Annotated in this window: 16 protein-coding genes; 14 read left to right on the top strand and 2 right to left on the bottom strand. The window is 55.1% G+C overall.

From position 1 onward, the window contains the following. The first annotated feature begins 11 nt into the window (after nt 1–11). On the top strand, nt 12–290 hold the full coding sequence (locus WB237_RS01035) for a YfcL family protein (RefSeq protein WP_336209510.1): 279 nt from the start codon (nt 12–14) through the stop codon (nt 288–290). Nucleotides 291–336: 46 nt separating this feature from the next. On the opposite strand, the gene mnmC is transcribed toward WB237_RS01035, so the two are convergent. After that, nucleotides 337–2334 carry a bifunctional tRNA (5-methylaminomethyl-2-thiouridine)(34)-methyltransferase MnmD/FAD-dependent 5-carboxymethylaminomethyl-2-thiouridine(34) oxidoreductase MnmC gene (gene mnmC / locus WB237_RS01040; RefSeq protein WP_336209512.1) on the bottom strand — a complete coding sequence of 666 codons (1998 nt, stop codon included), beginning with the start codon at nt 2332–2334 and terminating at the stop codon, nt 337–339. A 158-nt stretch (nt 2335–2492) separates the two neighbouring features. Here mnmC and fabB point away from each other — a divergent pair, with 158 nt between their 5' ends. Beyond that, nucleotides 2493–3710: a beta-ketoacyl-ACP synthase I gene (gene fabB / locus WB237_RS01045; protein ID WP_028016207.1), complete on the top strand. Its 1218-nt coding sequence runs from the start codon at nt 2493–2495 to the stop codon at nt 3708–3710. 208 nt (nt 3711–3918) lie between these two features. After that, nucleotides 3919–5097 carry an MFS transporter gene (locus WB237_RS01050; protein ID WP_336209514.1) on the top strand — a complete coding sequence of 393 codons (1179 nt, stop codon included), beginning with the start codon at nt 3919–3921 and terminating at the stop codon, nt 5095–5097. A gap of 42 nt (nt 5098–5139) precedes the next feature. Here the strand turns inward: WB237_RS01050 and flk are convergent, their stop codons facing one another. Then, the gene (gene flk, locus WB237_RS01055) at nt 5140–6144 is read right to left on the bottom strand and encodes a flagella biosynthesis regulator Flk (protein WP_028016209.1); all 1005 of its coding nucleotides are present in this window, start codon (nt 6142–6144) and stop codon (nt 5140–5142) included. A 113-nt stretch (nt 6145–6257) separates the two neighbouring features. Between flk and pdxB the strand changes: the two genes are divergently transcribed. The 11 genes from pdxB to argT all read left to right on the top strand — a co-directional run bounded on the left by pdxB (nt 6258) and on the right by argT (nt 17000). After that, the gene (pdxB, locus tag WB237_RS01060) at nt 6258–7394 is read left to right on the top strand and encodes a 4-phosphoerythronate dehydrogenase PdxB (protein ID WP_336209517.1); all 1137 of its coding nucleotides are present in this window, start codon (nt 6258–6260) and stop codon (nt 7392–7394) included. Nucleotides 7395–7461: 67 nt separating this feature from the next. After that, on the top strand, nt 7462–8475 hold the full coding sequence (locus WB237_RS01065; protein ID WP_049005881.1) for an aspartate-semialdehyde dehydrogenase: 1014 nt from the start codon (nt 7462–7464) through the stop codon (nt 8473–8475). Beyond that, a complete protein-coding gene (truA, locus tag WB237_RS01070; protein ID WP_028016212.1) occupies nt 8475–9287 on the top strand; it encodes a tRNA pseudouridine(38-40) synthase TruA in 813 nt (270 codons plus the stop codon). Before WB237_RS01065 ends, truA begins: the two co-directional genes overlap by 1 nt. 28 nt (nt 9288–9315) lie before the next feature. Then, on the top strand, nt 9316–9975 hold the full coding sequence (locus WB237_RS01075) for a DedA family protein (RefSeq protein ID WP_336209519.1): 660 nt from the start codon (nt 9316–9318) through the stop codon (nt 9973–9975). A 154-nt stretch (nt 9976–10129) separates the two neighbouring features. After that, complete coding sequence (accD, locus tag WB237_RS01080; RefSeq protein WP_003861408.1) at nt 10130–11035, top strand: acetyl-CoA carboxylase, carboxyltransferase subunit beta; 906 nt, start codon at nt 10130–10132, stop codon at nt 11033–11035. Between the two features lie 70 nt (nt 11036–11105). Next, nucleotides 11106–12374, top strand: coding sequence for a bifunctional tetrahydrofolate synthase/dihydrofolate synthase (gene folC / locus WB237_RS01085; RefSeq protein ID WP_336209521.1), 1269 nt, complete (start codon nt 11106–11108; stop codon nt 12372–12374). Continuing rightward, the gene (dedD, locus tag WB237_RS01090; RefSeq protein WP_114977628.1) at nt 12364–13062 is read left to right on the top strand and encodes a cell division protein DedD; all 699 of its coding nucleotides are present in this window, start codon (nt 12364–12366) and stop codon (nt 13060–13062) included. Before folC ends, dedD begins: the two co-directional genes overlap by 11 nt. A 165-nt stretch (nt 13063–13227) precedes the next feature. Next, nucleotides 13228–13716, top strand: coding sequence for a colicin V production protein (gene cvpA / locus WB237_RS01095; RefSeq protein ID WP_000262116.1), 489 nt, complete (start codon nt 13228–13230; stop codon nt 13714–13716). A gap of 33 nt (nt 13717–13749) precedes the next feature. Next, on the top strand, nt 13750–15267 hold the full coding sequence (gene purF, locus WB237_RS01100) for an amidophosphoribosyltransferase (protein WP_049005877.1): 1518 nt from the start codon (nt 13750–13752) through the stop codon (nt 15265–15267). A gap of 89 nt (nt 15268–15356) precedes the next feature. Beyond that, complete coding sequence (locus tag WB237_RS01105) at nt 15357–15926, top strand: UbiX family flavin prenyltransferase (RefSeq protein WP_108090840.1); 570 nt, start codon at nt 15357–15359, stop codon at nt 15924–15926. 291 nt (nt 15927–16217) lie between these two features. After that, complete coding sequence (gene argT, locus WB237_RS01110; RefSeq protein WP_336209526.1) at nt 16218–17000, top strand: lysine/arginine/ornithine ABC transporter substrate-binding protein ArgT; 783 nt, start codon at nt 16218–16220, stop codon at nt 16998–17000. Nucleotides 17001–17084 lie beyond the last annotated feature (84 nt).

A 17084-nucleotide genomic window follows, 5' to 3' on the forward strand; every position in this document is an offset into this window, starting at 1 on the left:
GAGGAAAGAAGATGATCGCAGAATTTGAATCACGCATTCTGGCGTTAATTGATGACATGGTGGAACACGCCAGTGATGATGAGCTGTTCGCCAGCGGTTATCTGCGTGGTCACCTGACGTTGGCTGTTGCGGAGCTGGAGGCCGGGGACGATCACACTGCCGAGGCCATTCACGATGAAGTGACCCGCAGCCTGGAGAAAGCTATTCTGGCAGGAGAACTCTCTCCGCGCGATCAGTCACTGGTTCTGGGGATGTGGGATAATTTGTTCCAGCAGGCGAAAGCGAAGTAACTGTTTCTAAGCCCTCTCCCGGTGGGAGAGGGCTCCAGACCACACCCTATTTAACCTTCTTCCCCTTCAGCAGTTTCCGCACCCACAGTCGGTTTGGATTGAGCCCTGCAAGCGTAACCCTGTCCAGCGGAATCGGCTCGTCGCTCATTTGCGCGGCTAAAACTTCTGCCAGCAGTGGTGCAGAACACAGCCCGCGAGAACCTAGCCCACCCAGCATAAACAGCTCCGGATACACCGGTGAGGCCGCCGCCGTTTCCTTGCGTTCAGCCAGATCCTGATAGGCCTCAAGCGTCGCGTTGTAGTCCGGCACATTCCCCGCCATAGGCAGATGGTCGCGGGTGGCACAGCGCACGCCGCAGCGCGCTTCACCCTCACTAACATCAACCTCTTTCGCCCACGCAGCATCCGGGAAACAGTCAATCAGTCGCTGGCGGTTTTGCTGTTGGTCCGCATCGCTGTAGTGCATATCCGTTTCGCCACGATGGTAGCTGGCACCGATGCAATGATGCCCGTTAGACAGGTTTTGCGGCGTCAGATAGCCGTCATAGCACAGCACCTGACGCAGCTTGCTCAGTTTGGGTGTGGTCGGGATATGGCTTACCTGGCCGCCGACCGGATAAACCGGCAACGTCTCTGTCTGGATAAACTGACTGATGTGATGCCCGTTTGCCAGCACAACGCTGGCATGGCTTGCCTCTTTGCCATCAGCAAAACGGAGATTCCAGTGATCTGTACGGCTCAGCGATTCAACCTTGTGAGCATAATGTGCCGTAAGCCCGTGTGATTGCGCCAGGGCAATGACCGCGGTGGTCAGTTCAGCCGGGCACAGCCAGCCGCCGAGTGGATACTGAATACCTCCACAGCCGGTGTCAACGCCAGCGGTGTCTGCCACCTCTTGCGCACTTACCGCGCGGGCAATCTCGTCAGGCAGACCCAGCGACAGCATCTGCGTGATTTTTTGCTGGCTCTTTTGATCCCAGCCGAGCTGGGTCACGCCGCACCAGTCATGGTCGAATGCCACTGGCAGGGCGTCATACAGATGACGGGCAAAGATAAAGGCTGCCGGGAAAAACTGGCTCAGTGCAGGATCGTGAGCGCTTAAAAGGGGATAGAGCGCCCCCTGACGGTTGCCGGAAGCACCCTTTGCTGGCGTCTCGTCAGCACAGTAGAGTGTTACCTGCCAGCCCCGGTGGAGAAGGGCGAGAGAAAGCAGGGCGCTGGCGATCCCTCCGCCGACTATCGCCACCTCTCGCGATGCGCTGGCGCGGCGTGCAAACCAGGGGGCCTGAGCGGGAATGTCCAGCGTCTGATCCATCCTGCCGACCAGCATGTCGCGCTTGCGGCCAAAACCTTTGGTCTTCTGCATGGTAAAGCCCGCGTCCTGCAACCCCCGGCGGACAAATCCTGCTGAGGTAAAGGTAGCGAGCGTTGCGCCAGGGCGTGCCAACCGCGCCATCGCGGTGAACAGATGCTGGCTCCACATATCCGGATTTTTGGCAGGCGCAAAGCCGTCCAGAAACCATGCATCTACCTTCTGATTCATCGAATCATCGAGCTTATCGGTCAGTTCATTGATGTCGCCAAGCCACAGATCCAGTGTGATGCGTCCGCCGTCCAGCAGTAAACGGTGACAGCCACCAATATGAGGCGGCCACTTTGCCTGAAGCTGCTCTGCCCACGGTGCAAGTTCCGGCCAGTGCTGATGGGCGAGCCGCAGATCGTGCGCCGTGAGCGGGAATTTTTCGAAACTGATGAAATGTAATCTTTGTAGCGTAGCCTCAGGGTGTGCAGCGTGAAACTGATCGAACGCCTGCCAGAGGGTCAGAAAATTCAGCCCGGTACCGAAGCCGCTCTCCGCGACCACGAACAGATTCCGTGGATGTACAGGGAAGCGAATGCTGAGCTGGTTTCCGTCGAGGAAAACATAGCGGGTTTCTTCCAGTCCGTTATCATTAGAAAAATAGACGTCATCAAAATCTCGGGAAACAGGTGTACCCTCAGCGTTGAATTCGAGGTTGGCGGGTTGTATAGCATTTTGTTTCACGTAAGTTACTCGTCTGACAGGCAGTGGCACGATCTTAACGATGTGAGCCCATCGGTGCAAATTTCCGCAGAAAATGGCTGATCGGACTTGTTCGGCGTACAAGTGTACGCTATTGTGCGACTCGAAACTTACTATAGTGCGACTTACAGAGGTATTGAATGAAACGTGCAGTGATTACTGGCCTGGGCATTGTCTCCAGCATCGGTAATAACCAGCAGGAAGTCCTGGCATCTCTGCGTGAAGGACGCTCCGGGATCACTTTCTCTGAAGAGTTTAAAGATTCAGGTATGCGCAGCCACGTATGGGGTAATGTCAAACTGGACACCACCGGTTTGATTGACCGCAAAGTGGTTCGTTTCATGAACGATGCCTCTATTTATGCTTATCTCTCCATGCAGGAAGCGATCAAAGATTCCGGCCTGAGCGAAGAGGTTTATCAGAACAACCCGCGCGTGGGTCTGATTGCCGGTTCCGGCGGCTCATCAAAAGCGCAGGTATTCGGTGCTGACGCAATGCGCAGCCCGCGTGGTCTGAAAGCGGTAGGTCCGTACGTGGTAACCAAAGCCATGGGTTCTGCGGTTTCCGCGTGCCTGGCGACCCCATTCAAAATCCACGGTGTGAACTACTCCATCAGCTCCGCGTGTGCGACATCTGCACACTGCATCGGTAATGCTGTTGAGCAGATCCAACTGGGTAAACAGGACATCGTATTTGCTGGCGGCGGCGAAGAGCTGGGCTGGGAAATGGCCTGTGAATTCGACGCGATGGGCGCACTGTCCACCAAATACAATGAAACCCCAGATAAAGCATCCCGTACCTATGATGCGCACCGTGACGGTTTCGTTATCGCTGGCGGCGGCGGTATGGTTGTGGTTGAAGAGCTGGAACATGCGCTGGCACGCGGCGCGCACATCTATGCTGAGATCGTGGGCTACGGTGCAACGTCTGATGGCGCTGACATGGTTGCGCCATCTGGAGAAGGTGCAGTGCGCTGCATGAAGATGGCGATGCATGGTGTTGATACCCCAATCGACTACCTGAACTCCCACGGTACCTCTACTCCGGTAGGCGACGTGAAAGAGCTGGGTGCAATCCGTGAAGTCTTCGGCGACAATAGCCCGGCTATCTCTGCAACCAAAGCGATGACCGGACACTCTCTGGGTGCGGCTGGCGTGCAGGAAGCGATCTACTCTCTGCTGATGCTGGAAAACGGCTTTATCGCCCCAAGCATCAACATCGAAGAGATGGACGAGCAGGCTGCTGGCCTGAACATCGTGACCAAACCAATGGACGCGACGCTGACCACCGTCATGTCCAACAGCTTCGGTTTCGGCGGCACCAACGCCACGCTGGTGATGCGTAAGCTGAAAGCATAAGTTTTATGTTTGATTCAGAAAGGGAGCCATAAGGCTCCCTTTTTTTATGCATTGACAACTGGCTGATCTGACAGGCAAACTTCACACCTCAACATTATCCTCACGATAATGCGTAAGCGTTTAACGTCAACCAACGCACCTTAATCCTGGTAAACAGGTAGAGGGGGCGTGGCATTTCCCCGCCTTACTCTTCATTTCGGAGTAAAGCATGACTGCAATAACTCAAACAGAAACAACCCCTTCAGCGAACGTCTCGCTGTTCCGCATCGCCTTTGCCGTATTTCTGACCTATATGACCGTTGGCCTGCCGTTGCCGGTGATCCCGCTGTTCGTTCATCAGGAACTGGGCTATGGCAACACCATGGTCGGCATTGCCGTGGGCATTCAGTTTTTAGCCACGGTATTAACGCGTGGATACGCCGGTCGTCTGGCGGATCAGCACGGTGCTAAACGTTCCGCACTGCAGGGGATGTTTGCCTGCGGGCTGGCAGGTGGTGCGTGGCTGCTGGCTGCTCTCCTGCCGGTCGATGCCGCGTATAAATTTGCGCTGCTGGTGCTGGGCCGTTTAATCCTTGGCTTTGGTGAAAGCCAGCTGCTGACCGGCACCCTGACCTGGGGAATGGGGCTGGTGGGGCCTGCACGCTCCGGTAAGGTGATGTCCTGGAACGGTATGGCTATCTATGGTGCACTGGCCGCAGGCGCACCGCTTGGACTGCTTATTAATAGCCAGTTTGGATTTGCGGCGCTGGCTGCCACCACCATGCTGTTACCGCTGCTGGCGTGGGCGTTTAACGGTTCGGTCCGTAAAGTACCAGCCCATAAAGGGGTGCGTCCTTCCCTGTGGAGCGTGGTTGGTCAAATATGGCAGCCGGGTCTTGGTCTGGCACTGCAGGGCGTGGGATTTGCGGTGATTGGTACGTTCGTCTCGCTGTATTTCATGAGTCGTGGCTGGGCGATGGCGGGCTTTACCCTCACTGCCTTTGGCGGCGCATTTGTGTTGATGCGAGTGCTGTTTGGCTGGATGCCGGATCGTTTTGGCGGTGTGAAAGTGGCCGTAGCGTCGCTGATGATAGAAACCGTTGGCCTGTTGCTACTGTGGAACGCACCGGTCGCTTCTGTTGCACTGATCGGCGCAGCACTCACCGGTTGCGGTTGTTCACTGATCTTCCCGGCGCTCGGCGTTGAAGTTGTGAAGCGTGTTGCCCCACAGGTACGCGGTACAGCATTGGGCGGCTATGCGGCGTTTCAGGATATCTCATACGGGGTCACCGGGCCGCTGGCGGGGCTGTTAGCCACTTCGTTTGGCTATCCGTCAGTGTTCCTGGCGGGAGCGGTTTCTGCGGTGGTTGGTATTGTGGTGACGCTGGTGGCGTTTCGCAGGACTTGAGCCGTTGTAGGCCCGGTAAGCGTAGCGCCACCGGGCAAAACCTCAGGCAACCAGCCAGAAAATCGCCAGCGCAATCATCAGCGCAATAAACAACAGCCCTGGACGGGCAGACAGCGTTCTGAAGGTCTCCACGACCGGTGCAAACAGCGGGTTGTAGATCGGCTGAATATCCCTGACTTCCGGCACGCCGCCTTCACGCTCGGCGCGGCGGATAAAGATCTGATTCAGCAAATCCTGCACCTGCGCGGTGGTCAGTACCGTTTGCGGCGTGGCCTGCCAGGTCTGCTGGGCGTAATCCCGAATAACCTCAAACTCATGCGGCTCAAGCGGCTGTTTCAGTGCCGCCTGGAGCGTATGCAGGGTAGGGGTACTCTGGGCACTCAGCGTCTGACGGGCCTGTAGCCAGGTCACCAGATGGGTAAACTGTTTCGCCGGGATCAGCTCGCCCGCTTTCACGCCGGAAAGCTCCAGCATCGATTGCCAGATAAGCTTCGTTGACTCGCCGGTGGCGGCGGCCAGTTTGGTCACCATCTGGTTCAGTGTATTGTGTTCAGCAGGCAGCAGCGGACGCTCGGTTGACGGACGCTGTTGCGGTTGCGGGATGGTCAGCTGATTGGTTTGCAGCAGCGTCAGCACGGTTTTCAACTGCTCTGGCGTCAGCTGACTCAGGGCGGTCTGGCCAAACTGCTGGCGAATGAAATCACTGACCGCCTGTCGGTTATTACCCTGTCCTAACAGCTCGGTGAGCTGTGAGACAATCTGCCGGGTAGTGTGATTTTGCTGTGCGGCGGTAATACGCTGATTCAGATTTTGCTCGGCCGCTGGGAAGTGGCGCGACTGCAACGGTGCATCGTTCCGGACACCTAAATCATGCTTAACCCCAGCCCAGACTTCCGCGTTTTGCTGTGACGTCAGCGCAATCAGGCGCGTGATCAGTCGCTCCAGCACGGTGCGCTGTTGGGTGGATAGCGGTTGTTCACCGGCAACGTTCGGCGTGACAGGGCCTTCACCCGGAGGGCGTGGCGGCGTACCTGAAATGGGCTGCATCGTCAAAAATCCTTAAAGTCAAAACTCAGCGTAAACCTGGCATACGTATATGCCTGGCGGCCAGATTATGGCACACTTGGCAGGTTTTCTTCCTCTCAAACAGGTACTCAGACGTGAAAATCCTCGTTGATGAAAATATGCCTTATGCCCGTGAGCTGTTTAGCCGCCTGGGTAACGTTAAGGCTGTCCCTGGTCGTCCAATCCCGGTTAACGAACTGGATGATGCAGATGCGCTGATGGTGCGCTCGGTGACCAAAGTAAATGAGGCGTTGCTCGCCGGTAAAGCGATTAAGTTCGTCGGGACCGCAACGGCAGGGACGGATCATGTGGATGACAAATGGCTTAAGCAGGCGGGGATCGGTTTTTCCGCCGCGCCGGGCTGTAACGCCATTGCTGTAGTGGAATACGTTTTTTCCTCCCTTCTGATGCTTGCCGAGCGTGACAGTTTTGCGCTGCAGGATCGTACCGTAGGGATTGTCGGTGTGGGTAATGTGGGCGGACGCCTGCAAAAACGTCTGGAAGCGTTGGGTATTCGTACTCTGCTGTGCGACCCTCCGCGCAAAGACAACGGTGAGGAAGGGGATTTCCGCCCGCTGGATGAACTGGTTGAACAGTGCGATGTGATCACTTTCCACACGCCGTTGTTTAAAGAAGGGCCGTATAAGTCGCTGCATCTTGCCGACGAAGCCCTGATCCGTCGTCTGAAACCTGGCACTATTCTGATAAATGCCTGCCGCGGTCCGGTGGTGGATAATGCCGCGCTGCTGACATGTCTGAATGATGGACAAGACCTCAGCGTGGTGCTGGACGTCTGGGAGCCAGAGCCGGATCTCAACGTTGAGCTGCTTAACAAGGTGGACGTGGGTACTGCGCATATCGCCGGTTACACCCTCGAGGGGAAAGCGCGCGGCACGACTCAGGTCTTCGAAGCCTACAGTGCCTTTATTGGGCATCCGCAGCAGGTCGCGCTGGATACCTTACTGCCTGCACCTGAATTTGGCCGCATTACGCTGCATGGTCCGCTCGATCAGGCGACGCTGAAAAGGCTGGTGCATTTGGTGTATGATGTGCGCCGCGATGATGCACTACTGCGTAAGGTGGCGGGGATCCCGGGAGAGTTTGACAAGCTGCGCAAAAACTATGTAGAGCGCCGCGAGTGGTCCTCTCTGTATGTGATTTGCGATGACGCAAAGGCTGCAACGCTGCTGCATAAACTGGGTTTTAACGCCGTACATCACCCGGCACATTAATGTCTTCTTAATGCTCCCTGTCGGATACTCCGACAGGGACGCTTTTTTATTTCTGGAGTAAACCACCATGTCTGAAGGCTGGAACATTGCCATTTTAGGTGCCACGGGTGCCGTGGGCGAAGCCCTACTCGAAACCCTTGCTGAGCGTCAGTTCCCGGTGGGCGATATCTATGCGCTGGCGCGTACCGATAGCGCGGGTGAGCATCTGCGTTTCAACAGTAAATCCGTGATGGTTCAGGATGCGGCAGCGTTCGACTGGACGCAGGCGCAGCTGGCATTTTTCGCCGCGGGCGTTGAAGCCACTGCTGCTTACATTGAAGAGGCGACTAACGCAGGCTGTCTGGTGATCGACCTGAGCGGTCTGTTCTCCATGGAGCCGGATGTGCCGCTGGTGGTGCCGGACGTGAACCCGTTTGTGCTGGCTGATTACCGTAATCGCAATATCATCGCGGTACCAAACAGCCTGACCAGCCAGCTGCTGACCGCTCTGAAACCACTTATCGACGACGGCGGCCTGTCGCGTATTACTGTCACCAGTCTGCTGTCCGCCTCCGCAAATGGCAAAAAGGCCGTCGATGCGCTGGCCGGTCAGAGCGCGAAGTTGTTGAACGGCATCCCGATTGACGAAGACGATTTCTTTGGTCGTCAGCTGGCGTTCAACATGCTGCCATTGCTGCCAGATCGCGAGGGTTCCGTGCGCGAAGAGCGCCGGATCGTCGATGAAGTTCGTAAAATTCTGCAGGACGACGGCCTGATGATCTCCGCGAATGTCGTGCAGTCGCCGGTCTTCTACGGTCACGCGCAGATGGTAGGTTTTGAAGCGTTGCGTCCGCTGGCGGCAGAAGAAGCGCGCGATGCGTTTGGTCGTGGAGAAGACATTGTGCTTTCCGAAGAGAGCGAGTTCCCGACCCAGGTGGGCGATGCCACCGGTAGCGCGCATCTTTCCGTTGGCTGCGTGCGTAACGATTACGGTATGCCGGAGCAGGTTCAGTTCTGGTCCGTTGCTGACAACGTTCGTTTCGGCGGTGCGCTGATGGCGGTCAAAATCGCTGAAAAACTGGTACAGGAGTACCTGTACTGATGTCAGACGTGGATCAAAAGCCAGTTCATAAAATTGCCCTCGGTATTGAGTACGATGGCAGTAAATACTATGGCTGGCAGCGTCAGAATGAGGTGCGCAGCGTCCAGGAGAAGCTGGAGAAAGCGCTCTCTCAGGTGGCAAACGAGCCAATTAACGTCCTGTGCGCGGGCCGTACGGACGCGGGTGTTCATGGCACGGGGCAGGTGGTTCACTTTGAAACCACTGCCGTGCGTAAAGATGCCGCCTGGACGCTGGGTGTAAATGCGAATTTACCTGGTGACATTGCTGTTCGTTGGGTGAAAGCTGTGCCGGATGATTTTCACGCGCGCTTCAGCGCCACGGCGCGTCGCTACCGTTATGTCATCTACAATCAACGTCTTCGTCCAGCGGTGTTAAGCCAGGGCGTGACGCATTTTTATGAACCGCTTGATGCTGAACGTATGCATCGTGCGGCACAGTGTCTGATTGGTGAAAATGACTTTACCTCGTTTCGTGCGGTGCAGTGTCAGTCCCGCACGCCGTGGCGTAATGTCATGCACATAAACGTCAGCCGTTTTGGCGCGTATGTGGTGGTGGATATCAAAGCCAATGCCTTTGTACATCATATGGTACGGAATATTGTGGGCAGCCTGATGGAAGTGGGTGCCGGACACCAGCCGGAGAGCTGGATTGCTGAACTGCTGGCAGCGAAGGACAGAACGCTTGCGGCAGCCACGGCGAAAGCGGAGGGGTTGTATCTGGTCTCGGTAGACTATCCGGATCGGTTTGACCTGCCGAAACCGCCAATGGGCCCGCTATTTTTAGCGGACTAAACAAAGGTGCAATTAGGGCTTAAACAATATGGACGTAATTCGTTTTTTGATTGATTTCATCCTGCATATTGATGTTCATCTGGCGGAGCTTGTCGCACAGTATGGCGTCTGGGTTTACGCTATTCTGTTCCTCATTCTGTTCTGTGAAACCGGTCTGGTCGTCACCCCGTTTTTACCTGGGGATTCGCTGTTGTTCGTCGCCGGGGCGTTATCAGCATTACCGACCAATGATTTGAATGTGCATCTGATGGTTGTACTGATGGTGATTGCCGCCATTGTGGGTGATGCGGTCAACTATACGATTGGACGAGTATTTGGTGAGCGGCTTTTCAGTAACCCAGACTCGAAAATTTTCCGTCGTAGCTATTTAGACAAGACCCATGCGTTTTATGAACGCCATGGTGGGAAAACCATTATCCTTGCACGCTTTGTGCCTATTGTGCGTACATTTGCGCCGTTTGTGGCGGGAATGGGACATATGTCCTATCGTCACTTTGCGGCATATAACGTGGTTGGCGCGCTGCTGTGGGTACTGCTGTTTACCTATGCAGGCTACCTGTTTGGCGATCTGCCGGTGGTTCAGGAAAACCTTAAGTTACTGATTGTAGCGATTATTGTGCTTTCTGTACTGCCTGGCGTGATTGAGGTTATTCGTCACAAACGTGCGGCGGCGAAACAAGCGAAGTAAATGCACACTGGCGGTTCGACCACTTTTTTATCCAAAGTTTCGGGCTGTTATGTTTTAATGTGCAACATTCATGGTCTGTTGGAGGCAAAAATGGCATTATTCGCCTCTTATAGCAAAACTGGCATACGACCAGGTTCAGGCAGAAAGGTTATCAATGAGCTGGATTGAACGAATTAAAAGCAACATTACCCCAACGCGCAAAGCGAGCATTCCTGAAGGGGTATGGACGAAGTGTGATAGCTGCGGCCAGGTTCTGTATCGCGCAGAGCTGGAACGCAACCTAGAGGTGTGTCCGAAGTGTGACCACCACATGCGTATGTCGGCGCGTAACCGCCTGCATAGCCTGCTGGACGAAGGTTCTCTGGTAGAACTGGGTAGCGAGCTTGAGCCAAAAGACGTGCTGAAGTTCCGCGATTCCAAAAAATACAAAGATCGTCTGGCCTCTGCACAGAAAGAGACCGGCGAGAAAGACGCGCTGATCGTCATGAAAGGCACCCTGCATGAGATGCCGGTTGTTGCCGCTGCGTTTGAGTTCTCCTTTATGGGCGGCTCAATGGGTTCAGTGGTGGGGGCGCGTTTTGTGCGTGCCGTCGAGCAGGCGCTGGAAGACAACTGCCCGCTGATCTGCTTCTCTGCCTCTGGCGGTGCGCGTATGCAGGAAGCGTTGATGTCTCTGATGCAGATGGCGAAAACCTCTGCGGCACTGGCAAAAATGCAGGAGCGTGGTCTGCCTTACATCTCTGTGCTGACCGACCCAACCATGGGTGGCGTCTCCGCAAGTTTCGCGATGCTGGGCGATCTGAACATCGCTGAGCCAAAAGCGCTGATCGGCTTTGCAGGTCCTCGCGTTATCGAGCAGACCGTGCGTGAAAAACTGCCGCCGGGCTTCCAGCGCAGTGAGTTCCTCATCGAAAAAGGCGCCATCGACATGATCGTCCGTCGTCCGGAAATGCGCCTGAAACTGGCGAGCATTCTGGCGAAGCTGATGAACCTGCCAGCGCCAAACCCGGATGAGCCGCGCGAAGGCGTGGTGGTACCGGATCAGGAACCCGAGGCCTGATAACTGAAAAGGGCAGGGCCGGTTGGCGCTGCCCTTTTGCTTTCTAAACTGTTAATGACAACCGGGCATCATGGAAAATAAAAGCATTCCCCAAGCCACGTCGCCCCTGGCCGCGTGGCTTTCTTATCTGGAAAACCTGCACAGCAAAACCATTGATATGGGCCTTGAGCGCGTAAGCCAGGTCGCTGCGCGTCTTGATGTGCTGAAACCTGCGCCTTTCGTTTTTACTGTCGCGGGCACCAACGGTAAAGGGACGACCTGCCGTACGCTGGAATCCATTCTGATGGCTGCGGGTTATAAGGTTGGCGTTTACAGCTCTCCACACCTGGTACGCTATACCGAACGGGTTCGCGTGCAGAACAGTGAGTTACCGGAATCGGCACATACGGCCTCGTTTGCGGAAATTGAAGCCGCGCGCGGTGAGATCTCATTAACCTATTTCGAATACGGAACGCTTTCGGCGCTATGGCTGTTCAAGCAGGCGCAACTCGATGTGGTGATCCTTGAGGTCGGCCTCGGCGGACGTCTTGATGCCACCAATATGGTGGATGCAGATGTGGCGGTGGTCACCAGCATCGCGCTGGATCATACCGACTGGCTGGGACCGGACCGTGAAAGCATTGGCCGCGAGAAGGCCGGTGTTTTCCGCGCAGATAAGCCCGCCGTGGTCGGCGAGCCGGATATGCCGCATACCATTGCGGATGTGGCAAACGAGAAGGGCGCGCGTCTGCTGCGCCGCGACGTTGACTGGCAGTATGAAGTGCTGAACCATGTCTGGCGCTTTAGTGATGCGCAGGGCGCGCTGGACAATCTGCCTCTGCCGCAGGTGCCACAGCCTAACGCGGCAACGGCACTGGCGGCACTGCGCGCCAGCGGCCTCGCGGTCAGCGAGCAGGCGATCCGCGATGGTATACAGAACGCGATTCTGCCCGGGCGTTTCCAGATCGTCAGCGAGTCACCACGTCTCATTCTGGATGTGGCCCATAACCCACATGCGGCGGCTTATCTTGCCGGACGTCTTAAATCGTTACCAAAAACCGGGCGCGTACTGGCAGTTATCGGTATGCTTCATGATAAAGATATCGGCGGGACGCTGGCCTGCATGGAGAGTGTGGTCGATAGCTGGTATTGTGCTCCTCTGGAGGGGCCGCGTGGCGCAACAGCTGAGCAACTGATGGAACATCTTGGCAAAGGCGCAATCTACAATAGCGTGGCTCAGGCCTGGCATGCCGCGATGGCGGATGCTAAACCAGAAGATACCGTGCTGGTGTGTGGCTCATTCCACACCGTAGCACATGTCATGGAAGTGATGGACGCGGGGAGAACCGGTGGCGAGTAAGTTTCAGAACCGTTTAACAGGAACCATTGTGCTGGTCGCGCTTGGGGTGATTATCCTCCCGGGTCTGCTCGACGGGCAGAAAAAGCATTATCAGGATGAGTTTGCCGCTATTCCGCTGGTCCCTAAACCGGGTGACCGCGATGAGCCGGATATGCTCCCTGCGGCGACGCAGGCGCTTCCTGCTCAGCCACCGGAAGGTGCGGCAGAAGAGATCCGTGCGGGCGATGCCGCAGCACCGTCGCTCGACCCGTCTCGTCTGGCGGCAACGAGCAACAATGAGATCGACCCTGTGCCGGTAGAGCAGCCTAAACCTGTTGAAAAACCGAAGCCGGTCGACAAACCTCAGCCTAAACCACAGCGCGATAAAACAGCAGAACAGCTGGCCGCTGCTTCAGAGACAGCTCCGCCAGCGAAACCGGCTCAGCAAGAGGCTGCAGCCCCAACGGGCAAAGCTTACGTTGTGCAACTTGGTGCGCTGAAAAATGCGGATAAAGTCAATGAGGTGGTGGGGAAACTGCGCAGTGCGGGGTATCGTGTTTACACTTCACCTTCCACGCCGGTGCAGGGTAAAATTACCCGTATCCTCGTGGGGCCAGAGGCGTCTAAAGACAAACTGAAAGGTTCGCTCGGCGAGCTGAAGCAGATCTCCGGTCTGAGTGGTGTAGTGATGAGCTACAGCGCTAACTAAGTACGACCTGCTCCTGAAAGAGAGAGGCGATAGGCCACGGCGTTGAACATTTTTTCAGCGCCTTTTTTATTTACGCGCGGGAAGGAAATCCCTACGCAAACGTTTTCTTTTTCTGTTAGAATTCGCCCCGAACTGGATGACAGGGCGTTAAATCGTGGGACACATATGGTCTGGATTGATTACGCCATCATTGCGGTGATTGGTTTTTCCTGTCTGGTTAGCCTGATCCGTGGCTTTGTTCGTGAAGCGTTATCGCTGGTGACATGGGGTTGTGCTTTCTTTGTTGCCAGTCATTACTACACTTACCTGTCTGTCTGGTTCACGGGCTTTGAAGATGAACTGGTCCGAAATGGAATCGCTATCGCGGTGCTGTTTATCGCGACGCTGATTGTTGGCGCTATCGTGAATTACGTGATAGGTCAGCTGGTCGAGAAAACCGGTCTGTCAGGAACGGACAGGGTGCTCGGGATCTGTTTCGGGGCATTACGAGGCGTGCTGATTGTAGCCGCGATCCTGTTCTTCCTGGATACCTTCACCGGGTTCTCCAAAAGTGAAGACTGGCAGAAATCGCAGCTCATTCCAGAGTTCAGCTTCATCATCAGATGGTTCTTTGACTATCTGCAAAGCTCGTCGAGTTTTTTGCCCAGGGCATAAACCCTGAGATGTGGCTTAACGAGGAAAAGACGAATGTGCGGTATTGTCGGTATCGCCGGTTTCATGCCGGTAAACCAGTCGATTTATGACGCGTTAACGGTGCTTCAGCACCGTGGGCAGGATGCTGCGGGTATCATCACCATTGATGCAAACAACTGCTTCCGTTTACGTAAGGCGAATGGCCTGGTAAACGATGTGTTTGAAGCCCGCCATATGCAGCGTCTGCAAGGTAATATGGGGATCGGTCACGTTCGTTATCCTACTGCTGGCAGTTCCAGCGCCTCTGAGGCACAGCCTTTCTACGTCAACTCACCGTATGGCATTACCCTTGCCCATAACGGTAACCTGACCAACGCGCACGAGCTGCGTAAAAAGCTGTTCGAAGAGAAACGTCGCCACATTAACACCACCTCTGATTCTGAAATCCTGCTCAACGTGTTCGCCAGCGAGCTGGATAATTTCCGTCACTATCCGCTGGAAGCAGACAACATTTTTGCTGCCATTGCTGCCACAAACCGCCAGATCCGTGGTGCGTACGCCTGCGTGGCGATGATTATCGGTCATGGCATGGTGGCCTTCCGCGATCCAAACGGCATTCGTCCGCTGGTGCTCGGTAAACGCGACCTGGGCGATGGTCGTACCGAATATATGGTTGCCTCTGAGAGCGTGGCGTTGGATACCCTGGGCTTCGAATTCCTGCGTGATGTAGCCCCGGGTGAAGCGGTCTACATTACTGAGAAGGGTCAGTTGTTTACCCGCCAGTGTGCAGATAACCCGGTCAGCAATCCGTGCCTGTTCGAATACGTGTACTTCGCGCGTCCGGACTCGTTCATTGACAAGATTTCCGTTTACAGCGCGCGCGTAAACATGGGTACCAAGCTGGGTGAAAAAATTGCCCGCGAGTGGGATGATCTCGACATCGATGTGGTTATTCCTATTCCGGAAACCTCCTGCGATATCGCCCTGGAAATCGCCCGCATTCTGGATAAGCCGTACCGTCAGGGCTTTGTGAAGAACCGCTACGTTGGCCGTACCTTCATCATGCCAGGCCAGCAGTTGCGTCGTAAGTCCGTGCGCCGCAAGCTGAACGCTAACCGTGCGGAATTCCGCGATAAGAACGTTCTGCTGGTGGATGACTCCATCGTCCGTGGCACTACCTCAGAGCAGATTATCGAGATGGCGCGTGAAGCGGGTGCGAAGAAAGTCTACCTGGCTTCCGCAGCGCCAGAAATTCGCTTCCCGAACGTGTATGGTATTGATATGCCAACCGCCAACGAGCTGATCGCTCACGGCCGTGAAGTGGATGAAATTCGCCAGATCATCGGCGCTGATGGCCTGATTTTCCAGGATCTGAACGATCTCATCGACGCAGTGCGTGCTGAGAACCCAGAGATTCAGCAGTTCGAGTGCTCCGTTTTCAACGGCGTCTACGTGACCAAAGATGTTGACCAGAAGTACCTCGACTATCTGGATTCGCTGCGCAACGACGATGCGAAAGCCGTCCAGTTGCAAAACGATCTCGAAAGTTTAGAGATGCACAACGAAGGTTGATGTCTCTGCAAGTGAGGGTATTCGCCCTCACTTGCAACTCCCCGCAAAATCCTGCACAGTCTGCCCTGAAATCAGTAAGGGCGAAAATCATGAAACGACTCATTGTTGGGCTCAGCGGTGCCAGTGGCGCGATTTACGGCGTACGTCTGTTACAGGTTCTGCGTAACGTGGCGGAAGTGGAAACCCATCTGGTGATGAGTCAGGCGGCACGGCAAACGCTCTCTCTGGAAACCGATCTCTCCCTGCGTGACGTTCAGACACTGGCAGATGTCGTTCACGATGCCCGCGATATCGCCGCCAGCATCTCCTCAGGCTCATTTAAAACCGCCGGCATGGTTATCCTGCCCTGTTCTATTAAAACGCTTTCCGGCATTGTGAACAGCTATACCGACACGCTGGTGACGCGCGCGGCAGATGTGGTGTTGAAAGAGCGCCGCCCTCTGGTTCTTTGTGTGCGGGAAACACCGCTGCATCTGGGCCACTTGCGCTTAATGACCCAGGCCGCCGAGCTGGGTGCGGTGATTATGCCACCGGTGCCGGCGTTTTATCATCGTCCTGTCTCACTGGATGATGTGATTAACCAGACCGTTAACCGTGTACTGGATCAGTTTGATATCGACCTGCCCGAAGATCTGTTCACTCGCTGGCAGGGAGCTTGATTCTGTGCACAAGCAAGGTGCATGAAAAGAGATGTTGCCCTGTTTCAGGGCAATTATGCAACGGCGATCATATCCTCGACATTTAATTCGTTTTTTCCCTTTTTCTCTTTCCGGTTCGTTCGGCAGACCTGCTATCTTTCACCATTAAGGCAATATCGCAACGTTTTATTAACATATTTAACGTCGAAGTTTTGACCAGACGGCAATGTGGCATAAGACCTGCAAGATGAAGCCTGCAACACAACACACAACACAATACATAATAAAATCACGGTACTTGAGGGTAAATGTATGAAGAAGACGGTTCTGGCTCTGTCTTTGCTCGTGGGGTTAAGTGCGGCAGCAGGTAGCTACGCAGCGCTTCCACAGACAGTTCGTATCGGTACAGACGCAACCTACGCGCCATTCTCTTCCAAGGATGCGAAAGGCGATTTTGTGGGGTTTGATATCGACCTGGGAAATGAAATGTGCAAACGCATTGCGGTGAAATGCACATGGGTGGGCAGCGACTTCGACGCATTAATCCCGTCGCTGAAAGCCAAGAAAATCGACGCCATTATCTCTTCTCTCTCCATCACCGAAAAGCGTCAGCAGGAGATTGCCTTCTCTGACAAGCTCTACGCTGCGGATTCTCGTCTGATTGCGCCGAAAGGTTCCCCTATCAAGCCAACCATTGACTCGCTGAAAGGCAGGCATGTCGGTGTGCTTCAGGGGTCAACTCAGGAAGGTTACGCCAATGCAAACTGGCGTGAGAAGGGCGTAGACGTCGTCGCGTACCAGAACCAGGATTTGATTTACTCTGACCTGGCAGCAGGTCGTCTGGATGCGGCATTCCAGGATGAAGTGGCCGCAAGCGAAGGCTTCCTGAAGCAGCCTGCGGGTAAAGACTACGCGTTTGCAGGCCCGTCAGTGAAGGACAAAAAGTACTTTGGTGACGGTACCGGTATTGGCCTGCGTAAGGATGATACCGAGCTGAAAGCCGCCTTTGACAAAGCGTTCGCAGAGCTGCGTAAAGACGGTACTTACGACAAACTGGCGAAGAAATACTTCGACTTCAACGTATACGGTGAATAACACCTGGCGGTGACGCACCAGAAAAGTGCGTTACGGGAGTGGTTGACCCAATGCAGTGCATTTGTTGCACTGTATTGGATCGCT

It is taken from the genome of Enterobacter sp. P82 (genome assembly GCF_037053385.1).
Taxonomy (GTDB): domain Bacteria; phylum Pseudomonadota; class Gammaproteobacteria; order Enterobacterales; family Enterobacteriaceae; genus Enterobacter.

Coding starts and splice junctions, on each gene's coding strand:
- WB237_RS01075 (WP_336209519.1), top strand. CDS start 9,316: ATGGACGTAATTCGTTTTTTGATTGATTTCATCCTGCATATTGATGTT.
- folC (WP_336209521.1), top strand. CDS start 11,106: ATGGAAAATAAAAGCATTCCCCAAGCCACGTCGCCCCTGGCCGCGTGG.
- WB237_RS01035 (WP_336209510.1), top strand. CDS start 12: ATGATCGCAGAATTTGAATCACGCATTCTGGCGTTAATTGATGACATG.
- WB237_RS01065 (WP_049005881.1), top strand. CDS start 7,462: ATGTCTGAAGGCTGGAACATTGCCATTTTAGGTGCCACGGGTGCCGTG.
- flk (WP_028016209.1), bottom strand. CDS start 6,144: ATGCAGCCCATTTCAGGTACGCCGCCACGCCCTCCGGGTGAAGGCCCT.
- accD (WP_003861408.1), top strand. CDS start 10,130: ATGAGCTGGATTGAACGAATTAAAAGCAACATTACCCCAACGCGCAAA.
- WB237_RS01105 (WP_108090840.1), top strand. CDS start 15,357: ATGAAACGACTCATTGTTGGGCTCAGCGGTGCCAGTGGCGCGATTTAC.
- purF (WP_049005877.1), top strand. CDS start 13,750: ATGTGCGGTATTGTCGGTATCGCCGGTTTCATGCCGGTAAACCAGTCG.
- argT (WP_336209526.1), top strand. CDS start 16,218: ATGAAGAAGACGGTTCTGGCTCTGTCTTTGCTCGTGGGGTTAAGTGCG.
- cvpA (WP_000262116.1), top strand. CDS start 13,228: ATGGTCTGGATTGATTACGCCATCATTGCGGTGATTGGTTTTTCCTGT.
- fabB (WP_028016207.1), top strand. CDS start 2,493: ATGAAACGTGCAGTGATTACTGGCCTGGGCATTGTCTCCAGCATCGGT.
- truA (WP_028016212.1), top strand. CDS start 8,475: ATGTCAGACGTGGATCAAAAGCCAGTTCATAAAATTGCCCTCGGTATT.
- WB237_RS01050 (WP_336209514.1), top strand. CDS start 3,919: ATGACTGCAATAACTCAAACAGAAACAACCCCTTCAGCGAACGTCTCG.